The following is a 21,193-nucleotide window of genomic DNA, read 5'->3' as shown; positions in this document are numbered from 1 at the left end:
TAACCTTCAGAATTAGATAAACAAAAGCCCGCCTTGAGGTGGGCTTTTGTTTATATTTTTCAATCTAAGGGAACCGTCGCAATATCTTTTGGAGGGCGATCGCTACTCCAAGCCCACCACGCAGAACCACAGTGGCAGTAGTAAAACTCTTGCCATTTGCGACGACGGTTTTCTGTAAGTACAGGCGATCGCCGATTTAGCCAAACTTTTTCAGCTTCTCGGCTAGGTGAGTGGCAATTAGGACAGCAAAATTCATAGGCATGTATTGCCTTATTCGTCCATTCAGGCGGAAGGGTAGCAAAAGCGTCCATGTAGTTACAAGTGTAGTTGCAATGGTTATCCAAAACTTTGAGGTTTTGAATTTAGCGGCAAATGGATACTATAAAATCCCGCCACACTATCAAACTGCTTGATCAATATTCTTATAGCTTGATTTAAATCTATTCACAAACCGCCATTTACTAATAAAATAACCATTTAGTAAAGATTGCCAGAGTATGTCACAAATCAAAGGTTAACACTAATGATAACTAAAATACTTACCATGCACATTATGGCTAATAATTAAATTTATGGAGCCAAATGTTGAAATTCGCCGTTTATTAGATGTGATGCCTGCTTCTGGTCGAATGACGACAAAAATCGTTAGTAAGCCAGAACAGGCAAAAGTGATTGACGCCTCCTTTCCCCAACCCTGGAATCAGGCGGGACCAATATATATTAATTTCGATTTGTGGCGTCGCCTGACAAAGCCGCAACGAGACTTGCTGCTGTTACAGATGGTTAGCTGGTTGACGGGCGTAAAGTGGTTTAAACCTAACATTTATCAAGGTGTAGTACTGGCAGGACTGTTAGGCGGATTATTGGAAGCAGCACAGTCAGATGTGGTAGGTGTGGCCGTAGCCGGGGGATTAACTGCGATCGCTGCTTTTCGGATCTGGCGGACTAATAAATCTCAAGAGTCAGAGTTAAATGCCGATGCAGCAGCAATTCGTATAGCACAACGGCGTGGTTATTCAGAACCTGAAGCAGCGCAACACTTGCTATCTGGAATTGAAGCGGTAGCCAAAATTGAAGGGCGTTCCAGTTTAAATTTTACCGAGTTGATTCGTTGCCAAAACTTACGAGCGATCGCAGGTTTATCAGCAGTGGGTATGCCAGAAACTTATAAGTAGAAATGAGGAAGAATAAATCTATTTTAACAGTTAAATAATCAGGATAAAATTTGACAAATAAGTTTATCCTTAATTTTTGATAGTAAGTATCTTTAAAAACTTTTCTTATGCAATCAATCCCATTTTGAACTAGTAATGTTAAATACAAAAATCATCAAATCTACTTCAAGATTACCTTTTCATTCTCCTTGGTTTATTATCATTATTTTTTCTGTTCTTGGCTTAATAGGTATTCTTAACCATTCAATGTGGCGAGATGAACTAAATCCCTGGCTTATTGTCAGAGATAGTGAGTCTTTTGGGGATTTAATTGCAAATATTCGTTATGAAGGTCATCCTGTTTTATGGTATTTTTCTCTGGCGATTCTGATTAGAATAGTCGATAACCCTATTATCATGCAAATTTTTCATTTGGCAATTACCGTTGCCTCGGTTACTCTATTTTGTTTATATAGTCCTTTTAACTCTCAACAAAAATTTCTGTTTTCATTTGGTTTCTTTCCTTTTTACGAATATCTTTTAATTTCTCGAAACTATGCCTTTAGTATGTTATTTGTTTTTGCCTTCTGTACAGTTTTTTCTTCAAGAAAAATAACTTATGCTTATTTGGCAATTTTATTGGGTTTACTAGCAAATAGTAGTGCTTATGGTTTACTAGTATCATTTTCTTTATCATTGACTTTGCTAGCTGAATTTTGTTTTGATAGTGAACATCGCCAGCACTATTTTAGTCAAAGCAAAAAATACGATTTATTTTTAAGTATTGTAATTATCGCATTTTCGTTTATTTTATCGATTTATATTATTAGCCCTCCAACAGACAGTTATCTTCATGGTGGGTTAAATAATGGTTGGGTAATGCAATTAGATATCCGTCATTTGTTGAGAAGTATAGGTAGAATATTTGGTAGTTATTTATTAATTATTCCTCAACACAAAAGATGGTTAGATTTAATTGTATGTGCAATAATTACTCTTTTTATTGTAATTTTAACATTTATAAAATTATTTAAAAAGCCAGTTCCTTTGTTTTTTTACTTTATAGGTAATTGTGTAATTTTTGCCTTTACATACTTGAGATTTACAGGTATGCCCCGGCATTTTGGGCATTTTTACTTAGTTTTAATAGCGGCTTTATGGTTGGCAAGTTATTATCAAGAGTCTACAGTATTACTTAATAAGTTTTTGATTCGTCCAAATTCAATTATATTTGTTCAAAAATGGCATCATATCGCTTTGATGCTTATTCTTTATGCCCAGTGCGCGGGAGGGATTTATAGTTTTTCAAGAGATTTAGTTGTACCATTTTCTGCTAGCCGGCAAACAGCACAATATATTAAAAAATCTGGGTTAGATAATGAGTTTATTGTTGCCAGCCGAGATGCAAATATGGCTCCTTTATCAGGTTATCTTAATCGAAAGTTTTACTATCCTGAGCTTCAAAAAATGGGAAGCTTTACCCTATTTCAAAAAGGTCGCAAAGATGTCGATCAAGCTGAAATATTAAGTCAAATTAATTCTCTATTCAAAAATCAAGATGAGCAAAAGAAAATTTTGCTGATTTTAAATCATCAACTGAATGTCAACCGTAATGATTTGAAGATTTCTCCGATCACAGATTTTCAGAGAGCCTGGGTAGATAGTGAACGATATTATCTTTATTGGGTAGATGAAGCATAAGGATAATGCGCTACATAATTTTGCAGTTTAATATGGGATAGGCTTTTTTGTACTGAAGCTAATCAATATTTATACTTGATATATATCGCTATAAATCTTTGGGTTATCGAGTGGCAATCAGTAGCAAAAGACATCTCGTTAAAACTACAGCAATTGTTTTACAAGCACCATATATTGCCAAAATACCGCAAAAATAACGCTTTTACGCCTTTTGAGCCAATATATCGCCAGTGATAACTAGTTGCGATGCGTGAGGCTAATCTACACTGGAATAAGAGAATGTGTGTTTAACTAACTCAGATGTTCAAGACTGAGGAGCTTAGTCATACCTTCTCGGTGTTGGTTATGAAGTGCTTACCTCGTGTGGTAAAACTTAACTTAAATTCTGTCAGTTACTAACGGAGTTGATAGGAATGGGTAACTTTATTATTTTTGCCTTGATAGTAGTTTACGGAGGCGGCGTTTGGAAGTTTTGGAATGGGTTTACGCGGACTAATTTTAATCCAACTTTGACCAATCGCATTGGTTTATCTTTGCTATGGCCTGCTTTGTTTATTACAAATCAATCCTATCGCCGAAACTTTAGAAAAGCGTTGAAGGGCTAGAGTTTACTATTAAGTATAAAGTCATCTGAATCTAATGATGACATACATCCCAATATAAATCTAACCCAGCAACCCCCTTTACCTACGAGGTAAAGGGGGTTGTGTTTCATCATCCACAAAGCAGAGGAATTAGGGCAATGATAAGTTCGTAGTGTTTACAAGTGAAACCCATTAGCGGTTGGGAATATTTTAACCGATGAATTTATAAATTATTTGCCATTGGTGAGCAGATGGATTGCTGCACCTACAGCTGCACCATCGACAGCATTCCCAAGGGTATCTTTGCGATCGCCAGTAATTACGCCAGTCACTGCGCTAGCCCCTGCACCAACTCCGACATCTTGAACAACACTCCGGTTACGGCGATTGCGAGTGTTTCTCAGACCATTTGCACCATTGACAGCCGCACCAGTAACACCACCTTTAACAGCATTGTCTAATACACTGCCTCTTCCTCTAACTGCTCCGGTTACTACATTGGTAACAGCCCCAATACCTGCATCTCTTAATACTTGGTCATCAGCAGCAGCCGGTTTAGCGGGAACTAATGTGACACCAGCTAAACTTGCAGCCATGAGGCTGGGTAGAAGTGTGCGTTTTAGGATATTATTCATTGTGTTACCTTCTGAAAACATCAAACAATTAGATAAATCTAAAGTTACTGGAGTCAGAGAAAACCATATTTTTTCAATTGGACAACAGCAACTATCTATTATTTGAGGACACATATATAATCGCATTTATAAAGTCATAACTGCATCACCTGAAAGCATGAATATAAATTAAGTCTTTAGAAGGCCTTGCTGACTCATTAGGCGATACTAGAGATTACACATTGACAAATTAAACTGAAGATAGGGTGTAGATTTTTAGGTATAAAAGTTTCATTTTTCCAGTACTAGCAAGCAGTTTGTGATAGCAAATCGCGTACTTTATACCCTATCTATCTAAAGATAGTTGACAAAAAAACTAAACTAACTGAATTAATATTTGATTCCGTTAGTTTAGCGGCCAAGCGTTGTGATCGCTTTCTCCTCATAACTGCTAAATCAAGGCTCTGTTTTTGCCCAATTGTCCAAGCTTAGTCCTTCAACTCTGAGCAAATCAGAGTCATTAGAAACCAGAATTAATCCGCGTGCGATCGCTGTAGCCGCTATTAATATATCTTGTTCTTGTATCTTCAAACCCCTACGTTGTAAATCCACATGGATTTCACATGCTCTCTCAATAATTTCTATATCATCTAAGAATAAAACTTCATATTTTCTAGAAAATTGATTAAAATCCCCTAGTTGCCTTATAGCATTTGCATACAAAAGCCCTCTTTTAACTTCATAATAAGTTATGCAACTGATAAAAACTTCTTGTCCCGAACGATTAGCATCCCGTAGTTGCTTACTAACAGTTGCATCTCTCCTCAAAATGTAACTAACAATATTTGTATCTAATAAATAAGTCACTTTGTCTATTTTCGCTTTACTGCATCATCGTACATTTTGATTTGCTCTGGAGACAAATCATTTAACGTACCAGAAACCGCTTCTAAAACAAGAATCTTATCAATCCTGCGTGTCAGTTCATGCTCGGTAATAGCTCTCATTTCTTCTGGTGATAACTTTCCAAAGAGTTCTACTAACATTTCTATCATTTCCTGTTGGTTTAACTTAACTTGATATAAGCTATTACCTTTAATTAGCTTTTCAACGATTGGTGATATGCGATTACTCACTTCTTGATTATAATTAGCAACTTCTGGCATAATTCTTTCCATTTATCAAATAATTACCTCAATTATAAACAATCTTACTCAGCGAACCTCTGCGTTTACCTCAGCCCTCCTCGGCATAAAAAAAGGCGGGCTTTTCAGCCCACCTCACAAAATTTTAAGAATATTCTGTTGCTATTAACCCAACAATTGTTTAGCCTTAGCTAATACATTATCAACGCTAAAGCCAAACTTCTCTAAACAAACACCACCTGGAGCCGAAGCACCAAAGCGATCAATACTAACGCAATCGCCTTCAGTACCTACGTACTTGTGCCAGCCGAAACTGCTACCAGCTTCTACAGACAAACGCTTGGTGACAGCTTTCGGCAAAATGGACTCTTTATAAGCCGCATCCTGTGCTTCAAACAGTTCCCATGAAGGTAGCGAGACGACACGAACTTTCTTACCTTCGGCTGTGAGTTTTTCGGCTGCGCCAACGGCGAGGCTCAATTCTGAACCAGTGGCAATCAAGATGATATCAGGTGTACCTTCGCTATCCACCACGGTGTATCCACCCTTCGCCACGCCCTCAATGGATGTACCTGCCAAGTTGGGGACGTTTTGACGGGTGAACGCCAACAGAGATGGAGCGTTTTGCTTCGCTTTCTCGATCGCTATTTTATAAGCGCCAGAGGTTTCGTTACCGTCTGCGGGACGAAACACTAATAAATTAGGAATGGCTCTCAAGGAAGCTAGGGTTTCAATGGGTTGGTGTGTGGGTCCATCTTCACCTTGTCCAATGGAATCGTGAGTCATTACCCAAATCGCGCCAGCTTGAGAAAGGGCGGATAAGCGGATGGCAGCACGCATATAATCTGTGAAGATCAAGAAGGTAGCACCGTAGGGGATTAATCCGGAAGTGTGCAGCGCTATACCATTACAGATTGCGCCCATAGCATGTTCCCGCACACCAAAGTGGATGTTGGGGTTTTGGTATTCTCCTTTTTGGAAATCGCCCTTGCCCTTGATTTCGGTCAAGTTGGAGTGGGTTAAGTCAGCCGAACCACCAATTAATTCAGGTAAAACTGCCGCTAGTTTGTTGAGGCAGGTTTCTGAGTGTTTGCGGGTGGGTAGTCCTTTGTCTTCTGGGGTGTAGGTAGGTAGTACCTTATCCCAACCGTCAGGGAGTTTGCCGTTTAGGTAGCGTTCAAATTCAGCCGCTTCTTGGGCATACTTAGCTTTGTAGTCGGCAAATGTTTTGTTCCATTCCTCTTCGTAACCTGCGCCACGCTCAACTGCTTTACGTGTGTGGTTGAGGGCTTCTTCTGGAATTACGAAAGGCTCGTATTCCCATTTCAATTCTTTGCGAGTCAAGGCAATTTCGTCTGCACCCAAAGCAGCGCCGTGAACGCCAGCAGTGTTTTGTTTATTGGGAGAACCATAACCAATGGTGGTTGTCACCTTAATCATTGAAGGTTTATCGGTGACAGATTTAGCTTCTTCAATTGCTTTGGCGATCGCTTCTAAATCGGTATTGCCATCTTTCACGTGCAGAACGTGCCAACCGTAAGCTTCAAAGCGTTTGGAAACATCTTCGGTGAATGCCACATCTGTGGAACCGTCGATGGAAATGTGGTTGTCGTCGTACAAAGCGATGAGTTTACCTAATCCCAAGTGTCCTGCGAAAGAACAAGCTTCACCAGAAATCCCTTCCATGTTGCAACCGTCACCTAAAATTACGTAGGTGTAATGGTCAACAATCTTGGTATCGGGTTTGTTAAATTTAGCGGCAAGGTGGGCTTCGGCGATCGCTAAACCAACTCCATTAGCAATTCCTTGACCCAAGGGGCCAGTTGTGACTTCTACGCCTGGAGTCATGAAGTTTTCAGGGTGTCCAGGTGTTTTGGATTCCCATTGACGGAATTGCTTGATATCTTCAATGGAAACGCTATCGTAGCCTGCTAGGTACAGTAGGGCATACTGCAACATCGAGCCATGACCGGCAGACAAGACAAAGCGATCGCGATTAAACCATTTGGGATTCTTGGGATTAAACTTCATGAAGCGATCCCAGAGGACAAAAGCCATAGGAGCCGCGCCCATTGGCAATCCTGGGTGTCCCGATTTTGCTTTTTCTACGGCATCAACAGCCAAGAAGCGGATCGAGTTAATACAAAGTTCTTCGAGGGACAGTTCTTTGAGGGATTGGGTTGCAACAGTCATAATCTCTTGTTTTTAACGACGGGTTAGCACTCTTCGTAGCTTCTCTTCCTGGGGTTATTTTTAGATTCCCCACAGTATCCTCATCATCCCATTCCCGCTTGTCGATGGACAAGCGGGATCTCCTGAGTTTCTGGTGATAAATCAAGCTGATAATTGGGTCATGCTGAACGCTTACTTTATATCGGAATGATATTTCTGATACTTTGGGCATAGGGCATGGGGCATTGGGCATTTGGCATTGGGCAAACGAGCAGAGTTGGATCAAACTTCTGAATTCTAAATTCTGGCTCTTGGCTCCTGCCTCTTACCTTCTGCCTTTTGACTTGTTTTAAACGTATTTCTTAAAAGCCAGTGTGACATTATGACCGCCAAACCCAAAAGAATTGGATATTGCCACCTCAACTTTTTGGGCGCGGCTGTAGTTAGGCACGTAATCTAAGTCACACTCTGGGTCGGGATTTTCCAGGTTGATTGTCGGTGGAATTTGATCATTAGCGATCGCCAATACTGTTGCGACTGCTTCAATACCTCCAGAACCGCCCAATAAATGACCTGTCATCGATTTGGTGGAGCTAATTGCCACCTTATAGGCGTGTTCTCCCAAGGCTTTTTTGATTGCTGAGGTCTCAGTTGAATCATTAGCTGGGGTACTAGTGCCGTGGGCATTAATATAGCTAATTTGTTCAGGAGTTATCCCGGCATCTTTGAGTGCTAGTTCTATCGCTCTAGCGGCTCCGAGTCCACCAGGGACGGGAGAAGTTATATGGTAAGCGTCACACGTCATACCATAGCCGATCATTTCGGCATAAATGTGAGCGCCGCGACTTAGGGCGTGTTGGAGTTCTTCTAGAATTAAAATTCCTGAACCTTCACCCAAGACAAATCCATCGCGATCGCGGTCAAAGGGACGGCAAGCATGAGCCGGATCGTCATTGCGAAAAGAGAGGGCTTTGCAGGCGGCAAACCCAGCCATTGATAATGGTGTCACAGCTGACTCTGTTCCCCCACAAATCATTGCTTGGGCATATCCCCCTTGGACTAAGCGAAAAGCATCGCCTACAGCGTTGGAGCCAGCAGCGCAGGCAGTTACAGGGCAGGAATTTGGACCTCTAGCGCCCGTGTGAATTGCCGTTAATCCTGCGGCCATATTGGCGATCATCATTGGGATCATGAATGGACTACAGCGATCGGGGCCACGGTTGAGGTAGATAGTTTGCTGGTCTTCTAGTACCTTAATGCCACCAACGCCAGAACCGATCATGACACCTACCTGGTCTGCATTCAGGTCATTGATCACTAACTGCGCGTTAGATAGAGCCTGTTTTGCTGCCGCAACCCCAAATTGGGCAAATCGATCCATGCGCTTGGCCTCTTTGCGCTCCAAGTACTCATGTGGATCGAAGTTTTTCACCTCTCCAGCAATGCGGCAATCATGGCGAGACGCATCAAAAAATGTGATGTAGTCAATGCCATTGCGTCCACTTAATAATCCATTCCAATATTCTGTTGCTGTGTTACCTATAGGTGTAATCGCGCCAACACCAGTTACAACAACGCGTTTACGTGTATGATCTGTCATGATTCAGTTAAAAATGGCGAAAAAGCAGCAGGCAAAAAATTCGGGGTTAGCGAGTAGGTAATGGTGAGCCAGCATGGCTTTGGGGATTTTCAAGCCACAAGATCACTTTAGGAAACACGCCAGTTATTGCACTTGGGGAAACCCTTCCCGTATCGTCTCAAAGAGAAGACCGCAGGGCTGCCCCATGAGCGACTGACTTAGCGACGTTAGAAGCATCACCCAAAGGGTAACTAGGTACAAAGAAAAATCTTCCCAATCCCCAATCCCCAATCCCCAATCCCCAGTTAAGCTGATGCGGTAACTTTGTTATTGATGTAATCTACTGCGTCTTGAACCGAGATAATCTGCTCGGCAGCTTCGTCAGGAATTTCGATATCAAATTCTTCTTCCAAAGCCATCACCAGTTCAACGGTATCCAAGGAATCTGCTCCTAGATCGTCCATAAACTTTGACTGGGGTGTGATTTTGGCAGCATCATCAACACTCAGTTGTTCACTAACGATTTTCTTGACCTTTTCAAAAAGTTCCGTTTGGCTCATAAATACTAAAATTCCTTAACCAGTTGCTAGGATCTACTCTTTAGAGGAGACATTGTTTTGAGCATATACATCTTATCGTCAAGCGTGATCGCCCGTATACTACCAAGGGTTTTTCTGTTAGAAAACCTTTCTTCTAAAAAAAATTGCCTAAGTTTTTTAGGAACACTTGGGCAGTGGAGCGGTTTACGCCATCGCCGATACGTGTAGATGATTCAGTTGCCTAATTATTGCTAATTTTTTTTACAATGTCTCGATCAGTATTTAAAGCCTTGCTAGCAATAAGAATATGTAGATGCTGCGGCTTTGAACCTAGATGGTTAAAGGGTCGCTGAACGTCAAACATCAGAACTTCGGTGCTAACAAGGAATGATAAAACAGTTATTGTTTAGAGCGATCGCTCTAACCCAAACATATCTCTATGCTACCTCACACCTTGAAATACGCTTACTTCCCTGGCTGTGTTGCCCAAGGGGCTTGTCGGGAACTTTACCAGTCAACTCAAGCGCTTACCCAAGCACTGGGTATTGAACTGATTGAACTTAAAAAGGCTGCTTGCTGTGGTTCTGGCACATTTAAAGAAGATTCTCAACTGCTGGAAGATACAGTCAACGCCAGAAATATTGCCTTAGCAGAAGAATTAAATCTACCCTTACTTACTCATTGCAGCACTTGTCAAGGTGTTATCGGTCATGTGAACGAACACCTGAAAGAATGCCAAACAACTGACCCTGCCTACATTGAACAGGTTAATGGTTTGCTGCATAAAGAAGGCTGTTCGCCTTATCGCGGCAGTACCGATGTTAAACATCTTCTCTACGCCTTGGTAACAGATTACGGCTTAGAGGAAATTACCAAACGTGTCACCCGGAAGTTAAGTGGATTAAAATGCGCGGCTTTTTATGGCTGTTATCTCCTCCGCGCTCAAAAATCTATGCCTTATGATGACCCCTTCCAACCGGAAGCAATGGAAAATATGTTTCGGGCGGTGGGTGCAACCCCAATTTATTACCGAGGTCGGACACAATGTTGTGGTTGGCCCCTTGCTAGCTATGCCACTACCCAATCTTTCAAAATGGCGGGGATGCATATTCAAGATGCTTTGAGTTCTGGTGCTGACTGTATAGTTACACCTTGTCCACTGTGCCACTTAAATTTAGATTCGCGTCAGCCAGAGGTAGAAAAGGTTATTGAGCAGAAGCTAGGTTTACCAGTGTTGCATTTATCTCAGTTAATTGCTTTGGCACTTGGTGTAAGTCCAAAAGAACTGGGTTTAGAACGCCACGTTGTTTCCACAAAGCCAGTGCTGGAAAAGTTAGGATTCTAGTTTATCAAGTGCAAGGTAGGGGCAATACCCTGCGGGAAGCCTTCGGCTACATGAATTGCCCCTACAGCGCGGTCTAATTCTCAGCAAACCCTAATTAATAAAAACTTTTAAACCCACCTGCGTGGGTTTTGTCTGTGTAGCCGCGACTTCTAGTCGCCAGGGCTATCTTTGAATTTACGTTGTAATTGTTTTAGTGATTGATACATATCTGGTAGGCGGTTATAAACAGCGCATACCTTGAGATATAGCTTATAAGGAATGGCTGGACTTCCGCAGACAACTTCTCCTGGTGCAACATCGCTGTGAATTCCAGTTTGAGCAGATGTCATTGCCCCATCTCCAATCTTCACTTGATTGGCTATTCCTGTTTGTCCAGCTAAAATAACGCGATTTCCTAGTTTAACACCCCCCGCCATGCCAACCTGACCTGCGATCGCACAGCCAGAACCGATTTGGCAACCGTGACCTATTTGCACTAAGTTATCAATTACTGTATTACGTCCTACTCGTGTTTCTCCGACGGCTGGGCGGTCAATGGCGCTGTTGCAGCCAACTTCTACGCCATCTTCTAATACTGTATGCCCGGATTGTTCCATTTTTAACCAACCAGTCCGGGTAGGAACAAAACCAAAGCCTTCTGCACCGATGACAGCACCACTGTGAATCACGCAATCTGCACCGATGCGGGTGCGTTCATGGATGGTACAGTTGGCGTGTAAGGTGGTGCGATCGCCTATTTTGGCATCTGGATAAATCACCACATTGGGATGAATAATTGCGCCATCGCCAATTTCTACCCCCTGTTGAATCACAGCATGGGGGCCAATGTAAACATCATTACCAACTTTTGCCGTAAAGTGAATCACAGCAGTGGGATGAATTTCTGGGATGGGGCAATATGGTTGGTAAAAAAGTGCGATCGCTCTGGCAAACAGCAGTCGCGGATCTGAGGTCGCTATCCAGACAATACCGCTTTCTTGTGCAAGCACCTGTAATTTTTCGTCCTGGGGCAAAATTAAAGCACTAGCATCAGTCTTACTGATAAAAGACCCAAATTTTGCCCCTTCTACGTAACTGAGAGTACCAATGGTAGCTTCATCAATGGCTGCTACCCCTGTAATTTCTGGGTCATGGTCTGGGTTGATAGTCAGGCTATGATTGGTAACGGCATCACCAAATTGGTGGAGGATTTCGCTGAATTTCATTGTTGGGTGTATTCAAAATTGATCTGCAATGGCAAGACAATTTTCCCATTACGGATTACGAATTAGTAATTATTTAGTCAAGTTCACTAGTCGCCATTGCTACGCCTGCTAAATACCCAGTTGTCCAAGCACTTTGGAAGTTAAACCCACCGGTCACGCCATCAATATCTAAGATTTCTCCGGCAAAATAAAGACCAGGAACTAATCTACTTTCCATCGTCTTGAAATTGACTTCTTTGAGATTAACACCGCCACAGGTAACAAATTCTTCTTTGAAGGCTCCTTTACCGTTGATTAAGTATTGTCCCTGAGTAAGTTCTTGCAGCAGTCGATTTAAGGTTTTACTAGATATTTCTGCCCAACGGTCTTCTGTGGTAATACCTACACGAGCAATGATATATTGCCAGAGACGATGGGGTAAATCAACCCCGCGATGCAATGCGATCGCTTTCTTTCCCCATTCATCCTTAACAGCTAAAACTTTTTCTCGCACTTGTTCTTGTTGCAAATCAGGCAGCCAATTAATCAATAATGTGGCTTGATAGCGGCTTTCGTACAGAACTCTCGCACCCCAAGCAGAAAGCTTCAAAACAGCCGGCCCACTCAAACCCCAGTGGGTAATTAGCAATGGCCCAGTTTGTTGTAATTTGGATTTTCCGCCCGCCGATAACCGCAATTGGGCAGGATTAATGCTAACTCCAGCTAACTCCCTCAACTGAGGATCGACAATGTTGAAGGTAAATAACGAGGGTACTGGCGGTTCAACTTTATGGCCTAACTCTCTGACAATTTTATAACCCACAAGGCTGCTGCCGGTAGCAAGAAGCAGGCGATCGCATTTAATTGTCTCTCCTGACTTCAGAAGAATATCAAACCCCTTATCTGCTGCGGTTTTCACTGAAGTTACGTGTGTACCGATACGGAGTTTGACTCCAGATTTCGCCACCGCTTTAATTAAACATTCCACAATGGTTTCTGAACTGTTGGTGACAGGAAACATCCGACCATCAGCTTCAGTTTTTAGATAGACTCCAGCAGCAGCAAACCAAGCTACTGTATCTTGAGGGCCAAAGCGAGTCAAAGCACCCCGCAAAGCTTTTGCACCTCTGGGGTAATTTTGCACTAACTCTTCAGGCTCAAAACAAGCGTGAGTAACGTTGCAGCGTCCACCACCAGAAATTAGCACTTTCGCCAGTGGTTGACGACTGGCTTCGAGTAAAGTAACTTCTGCATCAGGATTGGCTTTAGCACAAGCGATCGCGCCAAAAAATCCGGCTGCCCCGCCCCCAATAACTACAATTTGTAACGGTAACAATTTCAAAAATATCTCTTTTACAGCACCTACTCTCTAGGCTAGCTGTTCTCTTTACTCTTCAGCAGGTTCAAAGTCTTCTTTTGTCGCACCACAAGTTGGACATACCCAATCATCTGGTATATCTTTAAAGGCTGTTCCTGGTTCTATACCGCCATCTGGATCGCCTACTTCTGGGTCATATTCATAGGCACAAAGAGTACATATATACTTTGCCATGTTCGTTTCCCCTTGTAAATTGTTGCCACTGCTTCAGTATTAAATACTTTTGGCAGTGAGTCAAAATAGGCATTCTACAATTCTTAAACGGGGCTACGGCATAAAAATCATCCGAAAAAGCGTATTTAGGATGGTATCTACCCTTGGGTAGATTTATGAAATTATAAACGCCACCATGTTCTTTGGGCATAACTGATAACTCCGATCGCGATCGCTCCTAGTAACAGTAGCCAAATTATTCCACCTGGAATAAAAGTGAGAATACCAAAGCCTCTCAGTAACCAGACGGCTACGCTAATGCCGAGAAGTATACCGAAAATCTGGATTAATCTACGATTTAAAGAAGATTGACTCACCTATTTTTTTTCTCACCTCAACAGACATTACAGATAAATAAAATATGAAATTACGATGAAGTTGTAGTTTTATCAAAAATAACACGTAAAAATCGAGAGACTCTATCCAAACGTTGGGGTAAAGTGCTTGATATTAGGTCGTGTTTATGCAATTCTAACTGTTAACAACGCAGTTTTTCATTTACAAGTATTCCTCTGATAAAACTCACTTAAGTATTAATTATGTTAATTCTGATAAGAAATATAGTTTTCCAGTAAAGTGACTGAAATAATTACCAAAAAATAACCCTTTCCGGAAAAGATAGGTATTACACTGGAACTAAAATTTAATGGGTTGGATCTAAATCAAGTTTTATGGCTTATAGTTTCAACTTTATTAGGTGGATGAGTTGAGGAGTAACTAAAATTATTATGTCTGCGTCTCATATCTCAGACTCAATTATTGCAGGTTCAGATATGGCTTGGAGTCAAGACAAGCAAAGGTTGCTGGTAGAGGGTGAAATTTTCATAGAAACGCGATCACACAAAAGCTGGGGTGGCGCGGTGACTGCGTGGATGTATGTGCCGATGGTGCGATCGCAAGTCTGGCAGCAATTAACTGATTACCCCCGCTGGGTACAATATTTTCCTGATATCACTAAAAGCGAAATATTACATAGAGGCGAAGTCAAACGCCTGTATCAAGCAGCACAAAAAGCCTTTTTCTTTTTCACAGCTCAAGTTGAAATTTACCTCAACGTTGTAGAAGTGCTGGGGCAAAAAATCCAATTTCGCATGGAAAAAGGGACTTTTGAGGATTTTAACGCTAATTTAGAACTCAAAGATTGCGGTAATGGCACTTTGCTTTCTTATACTGTGCAAGCTACACCTCTGATTCCAATTCCATCAATTTTCATTCAACAAGCGATGAACTTAGAGTTACCTGCAAATATGCGTAAAATGCGACAAGTGATTTGTAAGGGACAAAATAATTCGTAATATCATGTCCGCTTGATTATCAAACCCGGAGAACCCCACCCCGGCAAAGCTACGCTTTGTCTCCCTGCCCCTAATCCCCAGAGCAGGGTGGTTTCATACAAGCAGAGAAAAACTAAAACTGCGTTTCAAAGCCTCTCTCCGTTTCGGGAAGAGGAATGGAAGTGGGGTAAAAAGCCATGCCATAAAACGAGAAATCAAGACTTATGTATTTTTCTTTTTTCGTATGAAACCACCCTGCTGCCCCTAATCCCCAGAGGGGGGCCCGAGTTCCCCGCAAGCGCGGGGAGGGGTTGGGGGTGGGGTGCAATGACTGTGGAAATCACAACTAAATTATGCGGACATGATATGAGATGATCTTCAATTAGCTGGTAAACACCTCAGCAGGTAAGCGACTAAAAGAAAGACGCTCATTTTGCACATCTACAAAGATGGTGTTGCCATCGGTGAATTCACCGCGCAAGATGGCTTTGGCAATTTGAGTTTCTAACTCTCGCTGAATCGCCCGCTTCAGTGGACGTGCCCCATATACTGGGTCATACCCTACTTCTGCTAAAAAGTCAAGTGCAGTATCCGAGAGTTTGAGGGATATTTTGCGATCGCTCAATCTTTGGCGCAATCTTTCCACTTGCAAAAGCACAATATGCCGCAATTCTTTCTTATCTAAACCGTGGAAGATGATGATTTCGTCAATCCGGTTCAGGAATTCTGGACGGAAACTATTCCGCATCGCCTCCATCACCCGACGGCGCATTTCGTCGTAGTGAGTGTTATCTCCGGCGACATCAAGAATGTACTGCGAACCGATGTTGCTAGTCATGATGATAATAGCGTTCTTGAAGTCCACCTTATGACCTTGGGCATCAGTGACGCGACCATCATCGAGAATTTGCAAGAAGATATTAAATACATCGGGATGTGCTTTCTCGATTTCGTCGAAGAGAATCACTGAGTAAGGACGGCGGCGAATTGCTTCTGTAAGTTGTCCGCCTTCTTCGTAACCCACGTATCCTGGAGGCGCACCGATTAAACGAGAAACAGCGTGTTTCTCCATATACTCAGACATATCGATTCGCACCAGCGCATCTTCACTGTCGAACATATACGCCGCCAGCGCTTTCGCTAACTCGGTTTTACCCACACCTGTCGGTCCAAGGAAAATAAAGCTAGCAATGGGACGATTGGGATCAGCCAGTCCAGCCCGCGATCGCTGAATTGAATCCGCTACAGCTGTGACTGCTTCTTCTTGTCCAACCACGCGGCGGTGCAGTTCATCTTCTAAATGCAGCAGTTTTTCTTTTTCAGATTCCACTAGCTTGCTGATGGGAATTCCTGTCCATTTAGAAATAATTTCGGCAATATCGGCTTCTGTGACTTCTTCTCGTAATAGTGATTTACCACTTTTTTGAGCGCTTGCCAATTCAGCTTCTACTGCTTCCAATTGACGATGCAAACTAGTTAAATTACCATATTTCAACTCAGCAGCACGGTTAAGATCGTAGTCGCGTTCTGCTTGTTGAATCTCTAAGTTAACCCGTTCAATCTCTTTTTTCACAGACTGAATTTTGTCAATGATGTCTTTTTCAGACTGCCATTGACTATTCAAAGTTCTTTGTTCTTCTTTGAGATCGGCAATTTCTTTTTCTAATTTTTCTAGACGTTCACGAGAAGCTGCATCACTTTCTTTTTTGAGCGAAAGCTTCTCCATTTCCAATTGCAGAATTTTGCGATCAATTTCGTCGAGTTCTTCAGGTTTGGAGGTAATCTCCATTTTTAATCTCGCGGCGGCTTCGTCTACTAAGTCAATGGCTTTATCAGGGAGGAAGCGATCGCTAATATAACGACTCGACAATACGGCGGCGGCAACTAAAGCACTATCTGAAATCTTCACCCCATGATGGTTTTCATAACGTTCTCTCAACCCGCGCAAAATCGAAATACTATCTTCTACACTGGGTTGATCGACATAAACTTGCTGGAAACGTCTTTCTAGTGCGGCATCTTTTTCGATATGTTTGCGGTATTCATCTAGAGTTGTCGCCCCAATACAGCGCAATTCGCCCCGCGCCAACATCGGTTTTAACAAGTTACCAGCATCCATCGCGCCTTGGCTTGCACCAGCGCCGACAACGGTGTGAATTTCATCAATAAATAAAACAATATTGCCGCCAGATTCAGTAACTTCTTTTAATACTGCTTTCAGGCGTTCTTCAAATTCACCCCGGAATTTTGCCCCTGCAATCAAAGCACCCATATCTAAAGCAATTAGTTTGCGGTCTTTGAGAGACTGGGGTACATCACCGGCGACAATGCGCTGTGCTAGCCCTTCAGCGATCGCAGTTTTACCAACACCTGGTTCACCAATTAGCACAGGGTTATTCTTGGTGCGGCGAGAGAGAATTTGCACAGTGCGACGAATCTCATCATCTCGCCCAATCACTGGATCGAGTTGACCTTTACGTGCGGCTTCTGTAAGGTCACGCCCGTATTTTTCCAGTGCTTCGTATTTGCCTTCTGGATTTTGATCGGTCACTTTTTGGCTCCCCCGAACTTGTTTAATAATATCTTTTAGCTTGGCTTCGTTTAAACCGAATTCTTGGAATAAAGCTTTGCCAAAGCGATCATCTTTAGCGTAAGCCAGCAATAAGTGTTCAATTGAAATATATTCGTCTTGAAACTCTTTGCGATATCCATCTGCCCGATCTAGAAGTGTATCCAAGCTGCGTCCTAAGTAAACAGAACTGCTGCTACCGGATACTTTTGGCTGACGTTGAAAAAATTGTTCAGTGCGATCACGCAGTTTTTGCAGGTTAACACCCGCCTTAGTGAGAATCCCAGTTGCTAGACCATCTTGTTCTAGCAGCGCTTTCATCAGGTGTTCGCTTTCTATTTGCTGTTGTTGATATTGTTTAACAATATCCGGGGTATGGGTGATCGCTTCCCAGGCTTTTTCTGTGAATTGGTTAGGATTAGTAGGTTGCATAGGCTTTTTCAGGAACGTAAAGGCGCAGCAGCTTGTTGCAGGCTACCACCAGAACACCAAGTAAATACAATTTCTATTCTTAATAGATATTGTATGAACAGCAGAGCGATCGCCTAGATCGGTGTTCACGTCTTGTAAAAGTCGTATTTTCCCGTAGTTCCGATTTCCCATTGGCAGTACTCACAACGATGGTTGGCTCACCCAGTGATCGCAGCGTAATACCGATTCACAAACTCTCTTGCTGTATCAATGCAGATGTTTTGGCTGCTGCTCTTAATTCAGCTTCAACCAAAGTATCCAACTCTGCTTGTTGCTCTGGTGCTAATCCTTGCCCCTGATCTCGTCCTAACCGCCATAAACTCATCAATTTCGATAACCGTTTTTGTTGTTTAGCGCTAAAAAACGGGTCAGAGCTAAAGTTTTGAATGACAAGCAGTGCGCTGAACTCTGTTTCACCCAACTGAGTAGTTAACGCATCTAGGGCTTGCCCCGCAGTTTTGCCAACAGAGTGCTCATCCCCTGCAATGGCGCGATAGTTTTTTTCACCATCAGCATCAAAAAATTGGCAGAATTCACAAGCAGCTATCAAAGAAACTCTCAAAGCTTTTTCGATTAATATTGATGATATTTTAGAGATACTTATTAAAGAAAATTGTTCCCAAGTAATAGATTTGGAGCAGGTAAAATTAGTTTAAAAGATGTGAAATGGTCAAGTAGATATTTTATAAGGTCAACTACACTTAATCGCATTGAAAACAGCTTACCCCCGAAAGCTAAAGCTTACTATTTTTTTCTTAGAATGTATGGGTAACGTAAAAAGCGATTGAGTAAATACGATACAGATACACAGTATTAGTGATGGATCAACTTAAAAAGGAACGTCTAGAAGCAAGGGGCTGGAAGGTTGGCACAGTTTCAGAATTTTTTGAACTAACGCCAGAAGAAAATGCTCTAGTTGGAATCAAACTAGCACTCAGCCAGAGTTTAAAAGCACGACGATAAAAAGTAATGACACTCTCCTCCTGCCCCCACACAGAGTTACCATGATCCCAGGTCGCCTAGTGGATGCTGAAAATGATAGACCCCTACGACTTTGAAGATGATAACTTTGACTTTGAGGATGAAGAGCTATTTAAAATCAAACCCATCAGCCAAATGACTGAAGGGGAAAAGCTACAGCGATTTAAGCGGTTCTTCGACAGCAGTAGCCGTGCCATGTTGCAAGACTGTCTATTTCGCATTGTCGATGAAGAAGATGGTACAGGGACGTTAGAGATTCTTTGCCCTAATGAAGTCGTAAGACAACGCCTTTCCAAGAAAAAGCGCAAAATTACCAACAACATCAACACCTGCTGGAGTCATATCAGATGGTTTTCGCTATGTGTTCAGCAAGATAATGAGTTGCATTGCCACAAGTTTACCCGTAACGGTGATTTGATGACATCTTAGCTAGGGACTGGGCACTGGGGATAAAGAAAATGTTTTCTCAATACCCATTAACAAATGACTAATGACTAATGACTAATGACTAAAAAACAAAAATTTCCTTACCTAGTTGGTTCTAAGTGGACGGCACAGCAAAAAGTTGATGGCTGGCGGCACTTTCAAGTAGTCAATCGGAAAAATCAGGCTAACTGGGTTTACGCCGAAATGGTTGCTGCTTGTGATCCGAAAGTCCGTTTCTGGATAAATGCCAAATTATTACAAGATAACTCCCAGTGGCAAGCTGGCTGGCAAACATTACAGGAAATCCACGGGACTGAAACCGAGGTGTCTTGATTTGCCTCGCTCCTTCGTTCCCAGTCTCTGAATGGGAATGCCCCTTAGTGGGCTGCGCCTCCTTATTTGATAAATTAATAATTTTTTACAAAACCACAGTAACTTACTCTCAATCAGCAATTAAATGGTTATGACTACCGACTGAAAACTGGCAATTTATCGGCGATACCTTCTCTACGAGACGCTACGCGTAGCTTGCTTCCACTAAGTGGTACGGTGAGCTACGCTAACGCAAATTTCAATGCTATTTCTAGCATTAGGCTGCATATACCTCTCTTTAACCTTGCCCCTATGCCCCAATGACTTGAAAAAACATTGTCTGACCATCAGCTAATTCTATGAAAACCATTAAAAAAGCGGATTTTAATTTTTTGTATTTTGTAACTATTTTTATAAAAATCAGTAATAAAAACTTTTTATAGATATTTTTTAGAGCTAAATATGCCTTTTAAATCAATTAAAACCAAAATACCGATAATTAAGCTCTAATTCATGGGATAATACCGTTTTACAGATTAACAGCCACTTTCTTTTCTAGGTAATTTGCCCAATAATGACATTCACAGACCTCACGCATCGCCATCTCAGGAAAGGTGAAGGCAAATGTTTGAGCCACAAGTTTGACAAGTAGCTATAAGAGGCAAATAAAAGTGAAACTAGCAGTCTACGGAAAAGGTGGTATCGGTAAATCCACAACTAGCTGTAACATATCAGTCGCCCTAGCTAAACGTGGCAAGAAAGTGCTGCAAATTGGTTGCGACCCCAAACATGACAGTACCTTTACCCTGACTGGGTTTTTGATTCCGACAATTATCGACACCCTCCAAGAAAAGGATTATCACTACGAAGATGTCTGGCCTGAAGATGTAATTTATAAAGGCTATGGCGGTGTTGATTGCGTAGAAGCTGGTGGGCCACCTGCGGGTGCTGGATGCGGTGGATACGTAGTTGGTGAAACCGTAAAATTACTTAAGGAACTCAATGCCTTTGATGAATACGATGTAATTCTCTTTGACGTTTTGGGTGACGTAGTTTGCGGTGGTTTTGCAGCACCACTCAACTATGCAGATTACTGCCTGATTGTTACAGACAACGGCTTTGATGCTTTGTTTGCCGCTAATCGGATTGCTGCTTCAGTCCGCGAAAAAGCACGAACTCACCCACTGCGTCTAGCTGGGTTGATTGGCAATCGCACCTCCAAACGCGACTTGATTGAAAAATATATAGAAGCTGTGCCAATGCCAGTTTTGGAAGTTTTACCTTTAATTGAAGATATCCGTGTTTCGCGTGTGAAGGGTAAAACTTTGTTTGAGATGGCAGAGCAAGATCATTCCCTAGACTACGTTTGCGACTACTATCTCAACATCGCTGACCAAATTCTGGCGCGTCCTGAAGGTGTTGTGCCTAATGACACACCAGATCGTGAGTTGTTCTCTTTGTTATCCGATTTTTATCTAAATCCGGGTAAACCCCAGGTTCCTAATTCAGAAGAGGAACTAGACTTGATGATTGTATAAATCACCAAGTTCTC

General features: G+C 42.2%; 22 protein-coding genes. 9 read left to right on the top strand and 13 right to left on the bottom strand.

Translation table 11 applies throughout. The features are described 5' to 3' along the window. Positions 1–59 precede the first annotated feature (59 nt). Positions 60–311, bottom strand: coding sequence for a hypothetical protein (locus tag H6G96_RS03255; RefSeq protein ID WP_190910116.1), 252 nt, complete (start codon positions 309–311; stop codon positions 60–62). Positions 312–572: 261 nt separating this feature from the next. Between H6G96_RS03255 and H6G96_RS03250 the strand changes: the two genes are divergently transcribed. The 3 genes from H6G96_RS03250 to H6G96_RS03240 all read left to right on the top strand — a co-directional run bounded on the left by H6G96_RS03250 (position 573) and on the right by H6G96_RS03240 (position 3,460). Further along, the gene (locus H6G96_RS03250) at positions 573–1,175 is read left to right on the top strand and encodes a DUF3318 domain-containing protein (RefSeq protein WP_190910115.1); all 603 of its coding nucleotides are present in this window, start codon (positions 573–575) and stop codon (positions 1,173–1,175) included. Positions 1,176–1,310: 135 nt separating this feature from the next. After that, positions 1,311–2,855 carry a hypothetical protein gene (locus H6G96_RS03245; RefSeq protein WP_190910114.1) on the top strand — a complete coding sequence of 515 codons (1,545 nt, stop codon included), beginning with the start codon at positions 1,311–1,313 and terminating at the stop codon, positions 2,853–2,855. A gap of 413 nt (positions 2,856–3,268) precedes the next feature. Next, a complete protein-coding gene (locus H6G96_RS03240) occupies positions 3,269–3,460 on the top strand; it encodes a hypothetical protein (protein WP_190728896.1) in 192 nt (63 codons plus the stop codon). Between the two features lie 209 nt (positions 3,461–3,669). Here H6G96_RS03240 and H6G96_RS03235 read toward each other — a convergent pair whose 3' ends face one another. From H6G96_RS03235 to acpP, 6 genes are all read right to left on the bottom strand, one after another. Then, entirely contained in the window at positions 3,670–4,074 is a 405-nt protein-coding gene (locus H6G96_RS03235; RefSeq protein ID WP_190910113.1) for a hypothetical protein, read from the bottom strand. Positions 4,075–4,509: 435 nt separating this feature from the next. Continuing rightward, complete coding sequence (locus tag H6G96_RS03230) at positions 4,510–4,920, bottom strand: PIN domain-containing protein (protein ID WP_190910112.1); 411 nt, start codon at positions 4,918–4,920, stop codon at positions 4,510–4,512. A gap of 5 nt (positions 4,921–4,925) precedes the next feature. After that, complete coding sequence (locus H6G96_RS03225) at positions 4,926–5,219, bottom strand: hypothetical protein (RefSeq protein ID WP_190910111.1); 294 nt, start codon at positions 5,217–5,219, stop codon at positions 4,926–4,928. A 144-nt stretch (positions 5,220–5,363) separates the two neighbouring features. Next, positions 5,364–7,391: a transketolase gene (gene tkt, locus H6G96_RS03220; protein WP_190910110.1), complete on the bottom strand. Its 2,028-nt coding sequence runs from the start codon at positions 7,389–7,391 to the stop codon at positions 5,364–5,366. Between the two features lie 328 nt (positions 7,392–7,719). Next, the gene (fabF, locus tag H6G96_RS03215; protein WP_190728892.1) at positions 7,720–8,970 is read right to left on the bottom strand and encodes a beta-ketoacyl-ACP synthase II; all 1,251 of its coding nucleotides are present in this window, start codon (positions 8,968–8,970) and stop codon (positions 7,720–7,722) included. A 284-nt stretch (positions 8,971–9,254) separates the two neighbouring features. Continuing rightward, positions 9,255–9,509, bottom strand: coding sequence for an acyl carrier protein (gene acpP / locus H6G96_RS03210; protein WP_190728891.1), 255 nt, complete (start codon positions 9,507–9,509; stop codon positions 9,255–9,257). A gap of 418 nt (positions 9,510–9,927) precedes the next feature. Between acpP and H6G96_RS03205 the strand changes: the two genes are divergently transcribed. Beyond that, positions 9,928–10,833, top strand: coding sequence for a CoB--CoM heterodisulfide reductase iron-sulfur subunit B family protein (locus tag H6G96_RS03205; RefSeq protein ID WP_190910109.1), 906 nt, complete (start codon positions 9,928–9,930; stop codon positions 10,831–10,833). A gap of 149 nt (positions 10,834–10,982) precedes the next feature. On the opposite strand, the gene lpxD is transcribed toward H6G96_RS03205, so the two are convergent. The 4 genes from lpxD to H6G96_RS03185 form a co-directional block, all read right to left on the bottom strand. After that, positions 10,983–12,038, bottom strand: coding sequence for a UDP-3-O-(3-hydroxymyristoyl)glucosamine N-acyltransferase (gene lpxD, locus H6G96_RS03200; RefSeq protein WP_190910108.1), 1,056 nt, complete (start codon positions 12,036–12,038; stop codon positions 10,983–10,985). 73 nt (positions 12,039–12,111) lie between these two features. Beyond that, entirely contained in the window at positions 12,112–13,353 is a 1,242-nt protein-coding gene (locus tag H6G96_RS03195; protein ID WP_190910359.1) for an NAD(P)/FAD-dependent oxidoreductase, read from the bottom strand. A gap of 51 nt (positions 13,354–13,404) precedes the next feature. After that, positions 13,405–13,569, bottom strand: a complete 165-nt coding sequence (gene rd, locus H6G96_RS03190) for a rubredoxin (RefSeq protein ID WP_190728888.1) — start codon at positions 13,567–13,569, stop codon at positions 13,405–13,407. Positions 13,570–13,730: 161 nt separating this feature from the next. Further along, on the bottom strand, positions 13,731–13,925 hold the full coding sequence (locus H6G96_RS03185) for a hypothetical protein (RefSeq protein WP_190910107.1): 195 nt from the start codon (positions 13,923–13,925) through the stop codon (positions 13,731–13,733). A gap of 411 nt (positions 13,926–14,336) precedes the next feature. Between H6G96_RS03185 and H6G96_RS03180 the strand changes: the two genes are divergently transcribed. Further along, entirely contained in the window at positions 14,337–14,903 is a 567-nt protein-coding gene (locus H6G96_RS03180; protein ID WP_190910106.1) for an SRPBCC family protein, read from the top strand. 361 nt (positions 14,904–15,264) lie between these two features. Here H6G96_RS03180 and clpB read toward each other — a convergent pair whose 3' ends face one another. Continuing rightward, positions 15,265–17,883, bottom strand: coding sequence for an ATP-dependent chaperone ClpB (gene clpB / locus H6G96_RS03175; protein ID WP_190910105.1), 2,619 nt, complete (start codon positions 17,881–17,883; stop codon positions 15,265–15,267). Positions 17,884–18,109: 226 nt separating this feature from the next. Further along, on the bottom strand, positions 18,110–18,484 hold the full coding sequence (locus H6G96_RS03170; RefSeq protein WP_242063157.1) for a hypothetical protein: 375 nt from the start codon (positions 18,482–18,484) through the stop codon (positions 18,110–18,112). Between the two features lie 257 nt (positions 18,485–18,741). Between H6G96_RS03170 and H6G96_RS03165 the strand changes: the two genes are divergently transcribed. From H6G96_RS03165 to bchL, 4 genes are all read left to right on the top strand, one after another. Then, positions 18,742–18,885 (top strand): hypothetical protein, encoded by a 144-nt coding sequence (locus H6G96_RS03165; RefSeq protein WP_242063156.1) that lies wholly within the window; start codon positions 18,742–18,744, stop codon positions 18,883–18,885. Positions 18,886–18,957: 72 nt separating this feature from the next. Continuing rightward, positions 18,958–19,332, top strand: a complete 375-nt coding sequence (locus H6G96_RS03160; protein WP_190910357.1) for a hypothetical protein — start codon at positions 18,958–18,960, stop codon at positions 19,330–19,332. A 75-nt stretch (positions 19,333–19,407) separates the two neighbouring features. Beyond that, positions 19,408–19,662: a TIGR02450 family Trp-rich protein gene (locus H6G96_RS03155; protein WP_190910104.1), complete on the top strand. Its 255-nt coding sequence runs from the start codon at positions 19,408–19,410 to the stop codon at positions 19,660–19,662. A gap of 650 nt (positions 19,663–20,312) precedes the next feature. After that, a complete protein-coding gene (bchL, locus tag H6G96_RS03150) occupies positions 20,313–21,179 on the top strand; it encodes a ferredoxin:protochlorophyllide reductase (ATP-dependent) iron-sulfur ATP-binding protein (protein ID WP_190910103.1) in 867 nt (288 codons plus the stop codon). Positions 21,180–21,193 lie beyond the last annotated feature (14 nt).

Origin of the sequence: Nostoc sp. FACHB-892, assembly GCF_014698795.1 — a bacterium.
In the GTDB taxonomy this organism is placed as follows: Bacteria; Cyanobacteriota; Cyanobacteriia; order Cyanobacteriales; family Nostocaceae; genus Nostoc.
This window is presented reverse-complemented; position numbering and strand designations above follow the sequence as displayed.